This is a genomic window from Rhodococcus sp. 24CO, assembly GCF_050586165.1.
In the GTDB taxonomy this organism is placed as follows: domain Bacteria; phylum Actinomycetota; class Actinomycetes; order Mycobacteriales; family Mycobacteriaceae; genus Rhodococcus_F.
The window spans coordinates 367,738-381,622 of record NZ_JAZFNF010000004.1 but is presented as its reverse complement, the minus strand read 5'-3'; the positions used below and the strand labels follow the sequence as shown (position 1 = coordinate 381,622).

The window sequence follows — 13,885 nt, the reverse complement described above, 5'->3', positions numbered from 1 at the left end:
TCAGACCAACGGAATCCCTTTGGCTATACGGCGACGCAGATCCCACAGGTAGAAGTTGTACGGGAACATGCGAACGACCTTCGGGGTAACTCGATTGACTGCCGCCGCGACGCGCATCGACCGGTCGAATCCGCGCTGCCTCCGTTCGGACCACGGAAGGTGCATTTCGTCCCGGAAGGATTGCGGCAGGAATCCCGTCGTGAGAAAGCGATTGAGCGGGCCGACCAAGGGATGCAACAACTTCGGGGTGAAAGTGGCCGATGCGATTCCGTACAGGTGCTCACGGATCGTGTCGTCGATGCTGACCTTGTTCAGGTTCTCGTTCCAGTAGACCTCGAACGCGTCTCGATCAACCGGCCACATGTCGCGGCGCATCTGGAGGGTGGTGCCGAAACTTGAACTGCGTTGGTAGAAAGCGTCCTGGGTTGCGGGGTCGAGATCTCCGTACAGTGCCTTGTAGACGTCCTCGAAGCCGCGGTACAGGCAAGCAGCAACCCACAACTGAAGTTCGGGGTCGAATGCGTTGTACTCGACGGCGCTGTTCTCGTCCGAACGGACATACTTGTGCGCGCCGTTGACTGCGCGCCGGTACTGCTTCTTCTCTTCCTCGGTGGCCAGGCTTGCCACCGCCAGGTAGGTCAGCGTCGTGCGAGTGCGCTTGACCGGATGGCGGTCCAACCTGCCGGTCTCGACCTTGCTCTCGTACACGCCATATCCCACCGCGGGGCGCGCAAGTTGCATGATCACGTTCGCGCCGGCAGCCAACAGTCCCAACCCCGACATCGCCTTCTCGACTTCGGCGTCGATGTCGATCGAATCTCTACTCACCGTCACGGCCTAACCCCTTCGAGTCGGATATCTGCGAACGCGTGTTCTCAGATGAGTCAAGCGCTGAAACCTCACGATGTCAAGAACTTCGAGATGCCAAGATGGTCTACATGAATGACCAACCTCGTTTGTACGGTGGCGTCGACGGCGCCCTCCGCGTCGCTGCGCGCCGCGAGACCCTGATCGAAGCCGGGCTCGAGCTGATGGGATCAGCCGAACCCGAGCTGACAGTGCGTGGGGTGTGCAAACAGGCGGGTGTAGCTGCCCGGTACTTCTACGAGAGCTTCACCGACCGCGACGCCCTGATCTCCGCGGTGTACGACACGGTCATCACGGATATCGCCGTCTCCACCCAGGCAGCAGTGGACGCGGCCGCAGCCGAACGAGACAAGGCAGTGGCGGCCATAGCCAACATCGTCCACACTGTTGCCCGCGACCCCCGGCGCGGACGACTACTCTTCTCGAGCGCACTCACAAGCCCACTCCTCGTCGAGAAACGCCGGGCGTCGACCACTATCTTCATCGGTCTCCTCGCCGCCAACGCCAAGAGCTTCTACCGACTTGGTGACAGCGGCCAACTGACGCTGACGGCAACCTTCCTGGTCGGCGGCCTCGCGCAGACGCTGAGCGCATGGCTCGACGGATACATCGACGTCACGGAAGAAGAGCTGGTCGCCGAATGCGCGGCGATCCTGCTCGCTCCCGCAATGCCGCCGCCTTGAGGGCCAGACTCCAGTTCAGTCCCAGAGACCGATGCTGTCGAGGTGAGCGAGCAGACGAGCGGCACCGTCGGAGAACTGAACTCGCATCTGCGCGTCCACCTGCTCGAGGTCCCGTTTCTCGAACGCCTCGATCAACTTGTCGTGGCTCGACACAGCAAGCTCACCCCAGCCGGGGTCGGTCGCGTACAGCCGCGCCGGGGTGTAACGGATTGCTCCGAACAGGAACCACGCCAATTTTGCCCCGCCTGCCGCGAGATTGATCAGGCGGTGAAATTGGAATTCGCACTGCTCGATCGCAGCCGCATCCGACGCGTCGACCGCTGCCCGTAAATCGGCATTGAGCTCGACCAACTCTGCGAGCTGGTCAGCGGTGATGCTGCCGGCGGCCCGCAACGCCAGTTTGACCGCAATCTGCCCCTGCAACCAGAAGATGTCTTCGATGTCCTGGCGACTGAGCGGCGACACCAGATAGCCGCGGTGGGGAACCAACTCGACCATCCCCTCGCCGCGCAACGCGACCAGAGCCTCCCGAACCGGCGTGACGCTGACCCCGAGGTCCGCTGCCGTTTCGTCGAGGCGAACGAACTCGCCCGGACGAACCTCCCCGGACATGATCAGGTTGCGAACATGGTTCGCCACATCCTCGGACAGCTGTGGCCGTCTTCTCAGCCCAGACGTCGCCCTCCGAGTGCGTGCAGACGTTGCCACAACCGATCCTCACAGTCCGTACGTTTTGCCGATGATATCTCGCTGAATCTCGTTGGTACCACCATAAATGGAGGACACCAGAGTCTTTCGCACATGATGCTCCATGTCGAATTCCGTGGCGTAACCGTACCCGCCCATCATCTGCATGCCCTCGAGCGCAACCTTCTTGGCGGTTTCGGTGAGCTTGAGCTTTGCCATCGACGCCTCACGTGGGAACATCTTCGTCGGGTTGGCGTCGACCATCCTGGCGACGCTGTAGACCAGCAGTCGGCCGCATTCGATCTCCGTAGCCAGATCCGCGACGCGGTGCCGAAGCGCCTGAAACGAACCGACAGGACGACCGAATTGCTTACGGGTGGTGATGAATTCGAGAGTGTCGTCGAAAGCCCGCTGCGCCGTTCCGAGCATCATCGCCGCCAGGATGAGTCGTTCGATGTTGAGTCCGGCCATGAGTTGACGCCAGCCGTTGCCGACCTCGCCGACCACAGAGTCGTCGGGCAGCAAGACATCGGTGAAGTAGAGGTCGTTGACCTCCTTGCCGCCCATCGTGTCGATCCCGCTGATCTTCAGGCCGGAAATATCTGCCGGAACGTGGAACATCGTCAAGCCCTCGTGCTTGCCTTCACCTCTGGACGTGCGCGCGACGAGCAGGATGTTCTCGGCGAAGTGCGCATTGGAGCACCACGTCTTCTGTCCGTTGATCAGCCATCCACCGTCGACCTTCTCGGCGCGGCAACTCAAGTTACCGACGTCCGAGCCCGCCTCGGGTTCGGACATCGAGATCGACTGCGACGCCCCTCGAACGATGCCGCCGAGTACCGCTTCCTTCTGCGCCGGACTACCGAACTTCTCGTACGCCGCCCCGGTGATGACCGTCGGGCCGAGTCCGCCGATCGGCGCCATCCCCTTGGCCGCTTCCTCGAGGAAAATGCACAGGTCAACCGTGCTGCCGGCCGATCCGCCGTACTCCTCCGGCACGGTCAGTCCAAGCCATCCGAGTTCCGCCATTTTCTCGTAGTACGCCTGGTTGTGGTTGTGCGCCCCGTGATCGGTCAGCAGGTCTCGCTGCTCGCGGGTACCACTTTCCTTTTTGCAGAACGCGGCTACCGACTTGGCGAAATCAGACTGCTCCTGCGTGAAATCCATGTGCATCGCAAACTCCCGAATGAGAAATGGCTGGAGGCTTGTCGGAGCTCCGTCCGACGCATACTGTGACTACCAGCACAGTAAATCACATCACATATATGTGATGCGTCGACTCCTGGAGGATCTGAGAAACATGACCGAACAGCTCGGCCGACACAGCACGTCCACAGATCCGACGTCAGGCGATCCCACCTTCGCGAGCCTCGACCCTCGCGATGACACCGTGATCGCGCAGTACCCCGTCGCTGATCAGCAGGCGGTCGACAAGGCCGTCGCCGCGGCACACAGCGCAGCGACGTGGTGGGATCAACTCGGTTTTGCCGGGCGAAAGAAGGTTCTCGGCGACTTCCGGGCGGCCATTGCCTCCCATGCGGATTCGATGGCGTCGATCATCTCCACGGAAACCGGAAAGCCGAGCGACGACGCGTTACTCGAAGTGATGTTGGCAGTCGAACATCTCGACTGGGCCGCCCGCAACGCACAGAAGGTGTTGCGCCGCAGACGCGTCGGTGCAGGCTTGATCAGCGTCAACCAATCCGCCTCCGTCGGCTACCGGCCGATGGGCGTCGTCGGTGTGATCGGTCCGTGGAACTATCCGCTGTACACCCCGATGGGGTCGATCGGCTACGCACTGGCAGCCGGCAACGCCGTCGTCTTCAAGCCAAGCGAACTCTCACCAGGCGTCGGTGTAGAACTGGCCCGCCTGTGGAACCTCGCGGCACCCGGACATCCTGTCCTCCAAACCATCACCGGCGACGGCAAGACCGGCGCACTGTTGTGCTCGTCCGGCGTGAACAAGATTGCATTCACCGGGTCGACGGCCACCGCGAAACGTGTCATGGCCGCCTGTGCGGATACCTTGACTCCCCTGGTTGCCGAGTGCGGCGGCAAGGACGCCATGCTGGTGGATTCCGACGCCAATCTTGATGCGGCCGTGACCTTCGCGGCATTCGGCGCGGTCGGCAACGCCGGACAAACCTGCGCCGGTGTCGAGCGCATCTACGTCGCCGCCCCGGTCTACGACGCCTTCCTCTCGAAACTCACTACGGCGCTGCGCGATGCTCGCGCCGGTTCGACGTACGGCCCCATGACCCTGGGCAAGCAGACGGCGATCGTGCGGGGTCAGATCGAGAACGCCCTCGACCGTGGAGCGAAAGCTGTTCTCGGCGGCCTCGATTCCTTCCGCGGCCCGTTCATCGACCCCATCGTCCTGACGGACGTACCGGAAGATTCCACCGCAGTCACCGAGGAAACGTTCGGACCGAGCGTCGTGGTGAACAAGGTTGCCGACATGAACGAAGGCATCGAGCGCGCCAACGCGTCGAAGTACGGATTGGGCGCGTCGGTGTTCACGAAGAGCACATCGAAGGGACGGGCAATTGCCGAGAAACTCGAATGTGGTGTGGTCACCGTCAATTCGGTTCTCGGATTTGCCGGAATCGCGGCCCTCCCATTCGGTGGGGTCGGCGATTCCGGATTCGGCCGCATCCACGGGGCCGACGGACTGCGCGAGTTCAGCAGCGTCAAATCGATGGCAGTTCAGAAATTCAGTGCGCCCCTGGATCTACTGACCATCGAGAGGAAAGCTCGCGACATGAAGATCTCGCGCTGGATGTTGGCAAAGCGGCACGCCAAGTCCTGACCAGATCAGTACTCGAGCGCAAGCGCCAAGCCGGCTTCGTCTGTGACCGGTCGGTCACAGACGAAGCCTCGGCAGACGTAGGCCGCTTGACTACCGTCGACCAACGGCCGATCTGCCAGCAGCGGTGAGGAATCCGGCTCGCCTGCGACGATCACGGCGCCGCCGGGGGCGAGGCGACGGGCCGCGTCCAGCAGATCACCGTCACCCACCACAGCTACCTGGATCGGCCCGCGCAGCGACGCTTCCGCCACCGCAAGCCAATGCCCGGCCGAGCGCGGGGCACGCTCGAGCGGCAGCGTTGCGCGTGCGAGGGCGTCGGATACGGCTTGGGCATAGCGGGAGGCGCGCTCGGGTTCGGTAAGCGCCGACGCCGTCAACAGCGCCTCCGTGACAGTGGATGCTCCCGACGGTGTTGCGCCGTCCAGCGGATCGCGGGGTCGAGTCACCAAGCTTTCGGCGAAATCTGCTGTGTCGAACCAACTTCCAGGCTCGGCTGGGTCGGCAAAATGATCGAGCGTGAGGTCGAGCAACTGCTGGGCGGTGTCGAGCCACTCCGATTCCCCGGTTGCCTGGTACAGCGCAAGGAGTCCGGTGGCCAGGGCTGCGTAGTCCTCGAGGACCCCGGCAGGCTCACCGACAACACCACCGAGCGATGCGCGGCGCAATCTGCCGTCAACCAGATGCAGGCCGAGAAGGGTGTGTGCGCACACCCGTGCAGCGTCAATCCATTCGGGTCGATTCAGTGCGAGCCCGGCTTCGGTCAAGGCGGTGATGCTGAGCCCGTTCCATGCGGTCACGACTTTGTCGTCTCGGCCCGGTTGTGGTCGGTCTTTTCGCACGGCGCGTAGTGCCTCGGAAACCTTCTGCCAGCGCGCCCAATCGTCAGGATCGCGTAGCAACTGCAACACCGATGCGCCTTCTTCGAAGGTTCCGTCGTCGGTGACGCGGAACAACTCTGCCGCCCACCGTCCGTCGTCCTCGCCGAGCGCATCGATCAGCTGGCTGGGCGTCCACACATAGGTCAATCCTTCGACCCCGTTGGTGTCCGCGTCCAGAGCCGAAGCGAAGCAGCCGTTTTCGGTTCGCAGATCGCCGAGAAGAAATCCTACGGTTTCCTCGGTAATGCGGGTTGCCAACGCGGAACCGCTCCGACGTACCCAGTGCGCGTAGAACCGGAGCAGCAACGCGTTGTCGTAGAGCATCTTCTCGAAATGCGGCACGACCCACTCGGCGTCGACGGAGTAGCGGGAGAAACCGCCGCCCAACTGGTCGTAGATGCCGCCGCGCGCCATGGCTTCACCAGTGCGCTGCAGTCCACCGAGAATATCGTTCGAACCAGTCCGCTCGAACTGCCGCAACAGTCCTTCGAGCAACGCGGACGGCGGAAACTTCGGGGCGCCGCCGAAACCGCCGCGGGGCCGGTCTTCATCGGCCGATATTGCTTGGCCTGCGGCGTCGAGCAGCGCGGCATCGATCGGCACACCGCTGTACGGGATTCCGCCCGACGCGCGCGCCAACTCCGTCACGATCGACGACGCAGCATCGTCGACCTCGCCGCGGCGGTTGGCAAACGTATCGGCAATCGCTTCGAGAAGCTGTGTGAACGAAGGCATTCCACCGCGCGGTGCCGGTGGGTAGTACGTTCCGCAGTAGAACGGCGAACCGTCCGGCGTCAGGAAACACGTCATCGGCCAGCCGCCCTGACCGGTCATAGCGACTGTGGCATTCATGTAGACCGCGTCGATGTCAGGACGCTCTTCGCGGTCCACCTTCACGCAGACGAAGTTGTCGTTCATGATCGCCGCGACGTTGTCGTTCTCGAACGATTCGTGGGCCATCACGTGACACCAGTGGCACGCCGAGTATCCGATCGACAACAGAATCGGCACGTTACGTTCGCGTGCCCACTCCATGGCCTCCGGCCCCCACTGCTGCCAGTGGACCGGATTGTCGGCATGCTGACGAAGGTAGGGGCTGGTGGACTCACCCAGATTGTTCTTCATCCGTGGGTCCATGTGCCCTACCTCGCTCGCGTCAGGAATCGTGCTTGGGAGTCTTCTCGGCTGATGCGTCGCCGGCATCCGTGTCCGGCGTGGCGATCGCACCACGATCCGTTCCTTCATCCAACTGCTGATCGGCTTCCGGGTGTTCGGGTTCGAAAGTTTCCGGCAACTTCTTGAGCTGACGGTTCATCGACACGACCAACAGGATCACACCGATGAACAATGCCAAGACGACAACCAGTCCGACCGGCGACGACTTCCCGAACTCAGGTCCCGAGGGATTACTCGGGCTCTGTGCAAGCAATTGTGTTGTGCCGATTACCAACTCGGCGGAGAGTGCATTCACTTTCAGACGTCCTCTTCAAGACCTGCGAACAGGTCGGTTTCCGGGATGGACGTGGAAACCCGCGTCTTCGCGAGTTCGAATTCTTCTGTGGGCCAGATCTTCTGCTGAATCTCGAGCGGCACCGCAAAGAACGAACCGTTGGGGTCGATTTGCGTCGCATGCGCACGCAGAGCGTCGTCGCGCTGGGGGAAGTAATCGCCGCAGGCGATCTGAGTGGTGACCCGGACCATCATGTCGCCGCGCTCGGTCTTCCACTTCTTGAGCCAATCCGCCATGGGGAACGGCTCGCCGCGACGCTCGTACTCCTCTTGGAAAAGTTCGAGACGCTTACGGATGAAACCGTGCGAGTAGTAGACCTTCTTGATCTCCCACGGTTCGCCGTCTTCGGGATGATATTCCGGGTCGGCAGCCGCTTCGTACGCAGCCATCGACACCTCGTGGCACCGAATGTGGTCGGGGTGCGGGTATCCACCGTTCTCGTCGTACGTCGTGATGACGTGCGGACGGAATTCGCGGAACACCTTGACGAGTGCGCGCGTCGATTCCTCGAGCGGCACCAGGGCAAAGCAGCCCTCCGGAAGCGGCGGCAACGGATCACCCTCGGGCAGGCCCGAGTCGACGAAGCCCAGCCAGCGGTGCTTCACGCCCAGAATCCGCGCAGCTTCTGCCATTTCTTCCTGGCGCACCTCGCTGATGCGGTCGCGGACGCCGGGGACATCCATGGCCGGGTTGAGAATGTCGCCACGTTCACCCCCGGTAAGCGTCAGGACCATCACTTCGTGGCCTTCGGCTGCATAACGGGCGGTGGTGGCCGCGCCCTTGCTCGACTCGTCGTCGGGATGGGCATGGACGGCCATGAGCCGGAATCCGCTCACGTGTTCGTTCACCTCAACTTCACCTGTAGCCGTTATCGGCGTCTGCTCCGAACTCTTGCCGTCAAACCTACCGGCAGCGCCAGTGGGCGCGTCCTCTATAGTTCCACCCGAGAGTTCCTGATGCAGCCATGACCCCAGTCCGCGGTTGCGTAGAACACGAACTCGAGTCTTCGAGAGCAGAGTGATGAGTAATACGCTTCCCCAAGATCGGTACCCGAGCGCGACTCGCACGGGCGGTTCCAAGAAGTGGATCGTGTGGGCTCTGACCGCCCTCGTCATCGTTGTGGGCACCGGTATCGCGTACGTCGGATACACCAAGTTCTCGGTGAAAGAGATCACGACCGAGACGATCTCGTACGACATCGCCGACGACTCGACCATGAAGATCCGGTTCACCGTCACGCGTGACGATCCTAGCCAGGAAGCTGTGTGCATCGTTCGCGCCCGTTCCAAAGGTGGATCCGAAACCGGTCGACGCGAGGTCTACATTCCCGCGACGACGTACCAGACTTTGGAGTTCAACACCGAGATCAAAACGTCCCTCCCACCAGGCATGGCCGACGTCTTCGGATGCAGCCTCGACGTCCCGGAGTATCTGACCAAAAACTGACTGCGCCTACTACCCACCCCTGTCCGACGTTTGAGTTCCGACAGGGGCGGGTAGTCCTGCGTGATAGAATTGCTTGGTACACGGTTCCGGGTGGAACCGTGTATTGCTGCATTGACGGCCAGGTTGGCGTCGAGCGCAGCGCTGACGGCAAGATCACGCCTAGCCCAGGCGCGTTCGAGCCGTTGTTTATTGCTGTTGCAGTGAAGTTCATTGCTGTTGCGGTGAGTTCATTGCTGTCGCAGTGATCTGTCGAGGGAGCCCCCGGCTCCGACTACTAGGGAGTGATCGAGATGACCGAGACCCAGGTGACCTGGCTTACGCAGGAATCACATGACAGGCTCAAGAAGGAACTCGACCAGCTCATCGCGTACCGCCCCATCATCGCCGCCGAGATCAACGAGCGTCGAGAAGAGGGCGATCTGAAGGAGAACGGCGGCTACCACGCTGCCCGTGAGGATCAGGGCCAGCAGGAAGCTCGCATCCGCCAGCTTCAGGATCTGCTCAACAGCGCAAAGGTCGGCGAAGCACCCACTCAGTCCGGTGTTGCACTCCCGGGTTCGGTAGTGAAGGTGTACTACGACGGCGACGAGAGCGACACCGAGACCTTCCTGATCGCGACCCGCGAAGAGGGCGCGCGTGACGCCAAGCTCGAGGTGTACTCCCCCAACTCTCCGCTGGGTAGCGCGCTTCTCGAGGCCAAGGAAGGCGAGACTCGCGAGTACAACCTGCCTAACGGCGGCACCATGAAGGTCACCCTGGTCAGCGCGGAGCCGTACCACAGCTGATCAGTTACACAACGAAACGAACGTCGCCCGGACATCCTCGTCCGGGCGACGTTTTTTCTTGCCTAGATCACTCGTCGAGCCTTCATACCCGCAAAGATCGGACCGACTTTCACTACGTCGCCGAAGGTCGGCGCGTGCAGCATCTGCCCGTTTCCGACGTAGATCGCGACGTGCCCCGGGCCGCCTGCCTGCCAGTTTCCGAACAGCAGATCACCCGGTTGCGCTTGATCGAGGGGAATCTCGACGCCAACACCCCATTGGGTTTCCGACGTGCGGGGCAACGTGATTCCGGTAGCGGCATGGATGGCGTACGACGTCAGTCCCGAGCAGTCGAAACCGCCCATCGAGGGACCGTTGATGTTGCCTCCGCCCCACACGTACGGCAGTCCCAGAAATTTCAGTCCGGCTTGGACTACACCACCAACCGCGGCGGCAAGATTGTTGTAGTTGAACGGCGCAAGCATCAGGGCAAAGGAATCCTGCAAGGACGTGACCTGCGCGACGAAGGGTGCCGCGGCTTGATCTTGCGGAACCCCGTGCGCTGCCCGCACTGCCTCTGGTCCGACGTCGTAGGCGGCCAGTGCCAGTTCGACGGTATCGCCCTGGACCTCCCCTGATTGCTGCCACGACTGGGCCTGCTTGACCAATTCGCACAGCCGGTAGCCGGTCGTCATCACGGGGTCTGCGACACCGAAGATGTCCATCTTGCCGTCGCCGTCACCGTCCTTGCCGTAGGCCGTCCACGCTGCTGTGGTGAATCGGCCAGGTCCGCGTCCGCCGGCTTCCGACACTTCTGCGCCGGGGCCGTATTGAAAACCGCTGCGCGTCGAATACAGCGACGCCACCACCGCCGGCGTGATCTCCGAGCAGATTGCACCCGCTTTCTTGACCCACGGAGCAAATACCGCGACCGCACCAACCGGCGCCAGAGCAGCACCCGGAAAATCAGACGGCACCGAGGGCACAAGCCCTTCCGGATTCTCCTGTGTTCGCGCCGGTCCGCCCCAGGACGCGAGTGAGATCTCCGCGGCGGGAGCTGCGACGGCCTCGGCCGGCGTCCCCAGTGTTGCTCCTATCACCCCCAGTGCAGTACCGATCGACACAGTGATCGCCAGGACACTCACTGCCATCAAAAACCTCCGGTAACTGATCGATCCACGAGCCGGCCGAACCTGTCGGTGGCACCGTTTACGATTTCGAACATGCATTCGATATCCCCGGTGGCACACCAACCTGTAACCAATGTCTCATTTATCACGTCAGACGTTACCCAAATGACCACATACCCCAAGGCTTTTCTCAGGTTCGGCGGGCAGTCTGTGGACATGAGCGACGATCGGACACGGCCCATTCGGGCTCGCACCTCGGCATACCGACCCGTTCACCTCGCGCTTGCTGCGACGGCTGTAGCGGGCGCCATCGCAAGTGGTGGCTTATCCCTCGTTTCCAACCCCACCGACAATTCCACGACATCGGCCTTCTCCACCGACACCACCTCGAAGCATGCGACCGCATCACGGCTGGTCGTAGTCAGCGGGTTCGGAGTTCCGGACGCCGTCTCCAACGGTTCGTGAACGCACCACGCGCCGCAACCGAATGGCTCACCTGGGGCGTGCAGGCCCGCGTAGTCGTCACCGATCCCGGTGCCCTCGCGTCGGCCGCCAGCCTCGTGCGGGGCTATCTGAGCGCTGCCGACGCGGCCACCAATCACGATCGCGCAGACTCCGAGATCCGCACATTCGGATCCGGTCCCGCTCTCGAGGCCGACGGCGCCCCCATAACACCGATGTTTGCGCATTTCCTCACAGACGCCCTCGCGATCGCGCGCCTCACGGACGGCAAACTCACCCCCACAGCAGGATCGCGAGATCCACACTCCTGGTGGAAGATCCGCGTCGAGAGCAACCGGGTGTTCAGCCCGGCTGACGTTGTCCTCGATCTGTCAGCCACTGCGCGCGCCAGTTCCGCAGATCATTGCGCCGCGACCACTGCCGAACTTCTCGGCTGCGGCGTTCTGGTTGCCTTGGGCGGCGACATCGCCGTGGCCGGACCGTCACCGGAAGGTGGCTGGCAGATTCAAGTTCAAGATCTCCCGGGTGACCCCACGTGCCAGGTGGCCGTTCCCTCCGGGTGCGGCATCGCGACGGCCAGCACCGTCAAGCCACTTGCCCGGGAATCGACGGCAACTTCCATGTGGCGCACGGTATCGGTGATCGCCGAATCCTGCGCGGAGGCAGCAGCACTGAGCCGGGTCGCCGTGGGAATGAGCGGCTCCGCCATCGATTGGCTGCACAAGCTGGATCGCCCCGCCCGCCTGGTCGACCAGGAGTTCCGGGTCACCACACTGGCGGGGTGGCCGGACGACTGACACTGTGCGCCTCTATCAACCGCCCGCGGTTGACAAAGGCGCACAGCACAGAGTTACGCCAGCGCCTGCTCGATATCGCCGACCAGGTCGGAGGCATCTTCGATACCAACCGACAGACGAACCAGGTCGTCGGGAACCTCGAGCGCCGACCCGGCCGTCGACGCGTGGGTCATGGCGCCCGGGAACTCGATGAGCGATTCGACGCCGCCGAGAGATTCTGCGAGCGTGAAGATTTCGGTACGTGAGCACAAGTCGAGAGCGGCAGCTTTGCCACCCTTGAGCCGCACGGAGATCATGCCGCCGAATCGGCGCATCTGCTTGGCCGCAACTTTATGCGACGGATGCGAGGCGAGACCCGGGTAGATGACGCTCGCGACGGCGGGGTGCCCGTCGAGCAGTTCGACAACCTTTTCGGCGTTGTCGCTGTGACGCTCCATCCGCAATGCCAGTGTCTTGATGCCGCGCAGCGTGAGGAAGGCGTCGAACGGACCGGGGACGCCGCCGGAACCGTTCTGCAGGAACCCGAAAGCATGGTCGAGTTCTTCGTCGTCGCAGACCAGTGCGCCACCGACCACATCGGAGTGTCCACCGATGTACTTGGTGGTGGAGTGCAGAGCGATGTCGGCACCCAACTGCAGGGGCTGCTGCAAGTAGGGCGACGCAAAGGTGTTGTCCACCACGATCTTTGCATTGCCCTCGTGCGCAACCTCGGCCAGGAGTTCGATGTCACCGATGTTGAGCAGCGGGTTCGTGGGTGTCTCCACCCACACCAGCTTGGTGTTGGGACGCATCGCTGCGCGCACCGCGTCGACGTCCGACACCGGAGCCGGGGTGTACTCGATGCCCCACTGCGTGAAGACCTTGTCGATGAGCCGGAAGGTTCCGCCGTAGGCGTCGTCGGGAATGACGAGGTGGTCACCCGGACGCAGAACGGATCGGAGGAGGCAGTCCGTGGCAGCCATGCCCGAGCTGAAAGCCCGTCCGTAACTACCTGATTCGAGTGCTGCAAGGTTTGCTTCGAGCGGTCGACGAGTGGGATTGCCCGTGCGCGCGTACTCGAATCCACTGCGCATCCCACCCACACCGTCTTGCGCGAAGGTGGAACTCGCGTAGATCGGAACGTTGACGGCACCGGTCAGCGGATCGGGCTCGTAGCCCGCGTGTACCGCTTTCGTGGAGAAACCCTGCCAGCTGATGTTGTCGGCCTTGCTGCGTTGCTCGCTCATGCCCACCAGACTAGTAGCCACCCCGCCGATGTAGGGCGGCTGTGTCAGTTCTCGACCAACTCCACGACTCTGATTGCCGCATCCAGCGCGGCGGTCTCGGTGAGCTCCGAGCTGTACAACACCACCGTCATATGGGTGGGAGAGAGAACAGTGATCGTCTGACCACCTTTGACAACCGCCTCCAACTCCGTCAGTCGCGGGTCCTTCAAGTCGAATCCGCTTTTTGCCATCGTGTTGCGCGTGCTCTCCGAGTGGTCCAACGTCAAGGACGTGATGGCCAGGGACCTGCCGCCGTCCATCCAGATACACCCGTTCGGCATGTCGTTAGGGGAACCGTAGGTTTCGACGATGTCACGGACCGCGGGAATGAGGGTCGAACACTCCACCGTGCCGGAGAAGGCCGGAGCGAGCGATAGCGTCGGCTTGACCGTCGTCGGCGCCGTCTTGGCGGTAGTCGACGTCCCCGACGGGGCGGTGGTCGACGCAGCTACCTTTGCCCCCGATGCCGCTTGCGGAGTGCCGACAACCGTCGAACTACACGACGTTGTCACCAGCACCGCAGCAAGAACACCGATACATCCGACGAGTTTGTCCCCCATGGGCGCTGACCTTACCGTCCGGGGGAC

15 protein-coding genes are annotated in these 13,885 nt (G+C 62.5%); 6 read left to right on the top strand and 9 right to left on the bottom strand.

The window, feature by feature from the left end:
- Positions 1–783 carry an oxygenase MpaB family protein gene (locus tag V2B23_RS11945; RefSeq protein ID WP_430950704.1) on the bottom strand — a complete coding sequence of 261 codons (783 nt, stop codon included), beginning with the start codon at positions 781–783 and terminating at the stop codon, positions 1–3.
- Positions 784–929: 146 nt separating this feature from the next.
- Here V2B23_RS11945 and V2B23_RS11940 point away from each other — a divergent pair, with 146 nt between their 5' ends.
- Positions 930–1,550 carry a TetR/AcrR family transcriptional regulator gene (locus V2B23_RS11940; RefSeq protein ID WP_430950525.1) on the top strand — a complete coding sequence of 207 codons (621 nt, stop codon included), beginning with the start codon at positions 930–932 and terminating at the stop codon, positions 1,548–1,550.
- A 15-nt stretch (positions 1,551–1,565) separates the two neighbouring features.
- Here the strand turns inward: V2B23_RS11940 and V2B23_RS11935 are convergent, their stop codons facing one another.
- Positions 1,566–2,258 carry a GntR family transcriptional regulator gene (locus V2B23_RS11935; protein ID WP_430950524.1) on the bottom strand — a complete coding sequence of 231 codons (693 nt, stop codon included), beginning with the start codon at positions 2,256–2,258 and terminating at the stop codon, positions 1,566–1,568.
- A gap of 9 nt (positions 2,259–2,267) precedes the next feature.
- A complete protein-coding gene (locus tag V2B23_RS11930) occupies positions 2,268–3,410 on the bottom strand; it encodes an acyl-CoA dehydrogenase family protein (protein WP_430950523.1) in 1,143 nt (380 codons plus the stop codon).
- A 127-nt stretch (positions 3,411–3,537) separates the two neighbouring features.
- Between V2B23_RS11930 and V2B23_RS11925 the strand changes: the two genes are divergently transcribed.
- A complete protein-coding gene (locus V2B23_RS11925) occupies positions 3,538–5,046 on the top strand; it encodes an aldehyde dehydrogenase family protein (RefSeq protein WP_430950522.1) in 1,509 nt (502 codons plus the stop codon).
- A gap of 5 nt (positions 5,047–5,051) precedes the next feature.
- On the opposite strand, the gene V2B23_RS11920 is transcribed toward V2B23_RS11925, so the two are convergent.
- From V2B23_RS11920 to mca, 3 genes are read right to left on the bottom strand one after another with little or no spacing between them, the layout of a single operon-like run.
- Entirely contained in the window at positions 5,052–7,061 is a 2,010-nt protein-coding gene (locus tag V2B23_RS11920) for a thioredoxin domain-containing protein (RefSeq protein ID WP_430950521.1), read from the bottom strand.
- A 19-nt stretch (positions 7,062–7,080) separates the two neighbouring features.
- On the bottom strand, positions 7,081–7,395 hold the full coding sequence (locus V2B23_RS11915) for a hypothetical protein (RefSeq protein ID WP_430950520.1): 315 nt from the start codon (positions 7,393–7,395) through the stop codon (positions 7,081–7,083).
- Between the two features lie 2 nt (positions 7,396–7,397).
- Entirely contained in the window at positions 7,398–8,270 is an 873-nt protein-coding gene (mca, locus tag V2B23_RS11910) for a mycothiol conjugate amidase Mca (RefSeq protein WP_430950703.1), read from the bottom strand.
- 184 nt (positions 8,271–8,454) lie between these two features.
- Here mca and V2B23_RS11905 point away from each other — a divergent pair, with 184 nt between their 5' ends.
- Together V2B23_RS11905 and greA are read left to right on the top strand one after the other, a co-directional pair.
- Positions 8,455–8,880, top strand: coding sequence for a DUF4307 domain-containing protein (locus tag V2B23_RS11905; RefSeq protein WP_430950519.1), 426 nt, complete (start codon positions 8,455–8,457; stop codon positions 8,878–8,880).
- A 290-nt stretch (positions 8,881–9,170) separates the two neighbouring features.
- Complete coding sequence (gene greA, locus V2B23_RS11900; protein WP_033234619.1) at positions 9,171–9,665, top strand: transcription elongation factor GreA; 495 nt, start codon at positions 9,171–9,173, stop codon at positions 9,663–9,665.
- Between the two features lie 62 nt (positions 9,666–9,727).
- On the opposite strand, the gene V2B23_RS11895 is transcribed toward greA, so the two are convergent.
- A complete protein-coding gene (locus tag V2B23_RS11895; RefSeq protein ID WP_430950518.1) occupies positions 9,728–10,795 on the bottom strand; it encodes an NlpC/P60 family protein in 1,068 nt (355 codons plus the stop codon).
- 195 nt (positions 10,796–10,990) lie between these two features.
- Between V2B23_RS11895 and V2B23_RS11890 the strand changes: the two genes are divergently transcribed.
- On the top strand, positions 10,991–11,239 hold the full coding sequence (locus V2B23_RS11890) for a hypothetical protein (RefSeq protein ID WP_430950517.1): 249 nt from the start codon (positions 10,991–10,993) through the stop codon (positions 11,237–11,239).
- Positions 11,236–12,033, top strand: a complete 798-nt coding sequence (locus V2B23_RS11885) for an FAD:protein FMN transferase (protein ID WP_430950516.1) — start codon at positions 11,236–11,238, stop codon at positions 12,031–12,033. The genes V2B23_RS11890 and V2B23_RS11885 overlap by 4 nt, the downstream gene beginning before the upstream one ends.
- A gap of 53 nt (positions 12,034–12,086) precedes the next feature.
- Here V2B23_RS11885 and V2B23_RS11880 read toward each other — a convergent pair whose 3' ends face one another.
- On the bottom strand, positions 12,087–13,259 hold the full coding sequence (locus V2B23_RS11880) for a cystathionine gamma-synthase (protein ID WP_172937400.1): 1,173 nt from the start codon (positions 13,257–13,259) through the stop codon (positions 12,087–12,089).
- 44 nt (positions 13,260–13,303) lie between these two features.
- The gene (locus V2B23_RS11875; protein ID WP_430950515.1) at positions 13,304–13,858 is read right to left on the bottom strand and encodes a hypothetical protein; all 555 of its coding nucleotides are present in this window, start codon (positions 13,856–13,858) and stop codon (positions 13,304–13,306) included.
- Positions 13,859–13,885 lie beyond the last annotated feature (27 nt).

Coding starts and splice junctions, on each gene's coding strand:
- V2B23_RS11905 (WP_430950519.1), top strand. CDS start 8,455: ATGAGTAATACGCTTCCCCAAGATCGGTACCCGAGCGCGACTCGCACG.
- V2B23_RS11875 (WP_430950515.1), bottom strand. CDS start 13,858: ATGGGGGACAAACTCGTCGGATGTATCGGTGTTCTTGCTGCGGTGCTG.
- V2B23_RS11925 (WP_430950522.1), top strand. CDS start 3,538: ATGACCGAACAGCTCGGCCGACACAGCACGTCCACAGATCCGACGTCA.
- V2B23_RS11880 (WP_172937400.1), bottom strand. CDS start 13,259: ATGAGCGAGCAACGCAGCAAGGCCGACAACATCAGCTGGCAGGGTTTC.
- V2B23_RS11945 (WP_430950704.1), bottom strand. CDS start 783: ATGTCGGGGTTGGGACTGTTGGCTGCCGGCGCGAACGTGATCATGCAA.
- V2B23_RS11930 (WP_430950523.1), bottom strand. CDS start 3,410: ATGCACATGGATTTCACGCAGGAGCAGTCTGATTTCGCCAAGTCGGTA.
- V2B23_RS11940 (WP_430950525.1), top strand. CDS start 930: ATGGTCTACATGAATGACCAACCTCGTTTGTACGGTGGCGTCGACGGC.
- V2B23_RS11895 (WP_430950518.1), bottom strand. CDS start 10,795: ATGGCAGTGAGTGTCCTGGCGATCACTGTGTCGATCGGTACTGCACTG.
- greA (WP_033234619.1), top strand. CDS start 9,171: ATGACCGAGACCCAGGTGACCTGGCTTACGCAGGAATCACATGACAGG.
- V2B23_RS11890 (WP_430950517.1), top strand. CDS start 10,991: ATGAGCGACGATCGGACACGGCCCATTCGGGCTCGCACCTCGGCATAC.
- V2B23_RS11920 (WP_430950521.1), bottom strand. CDS start 7,061: ATGGACCCACGGATGAAGAACAATCTGGGTGAGTCCACCAGCCCCTAC.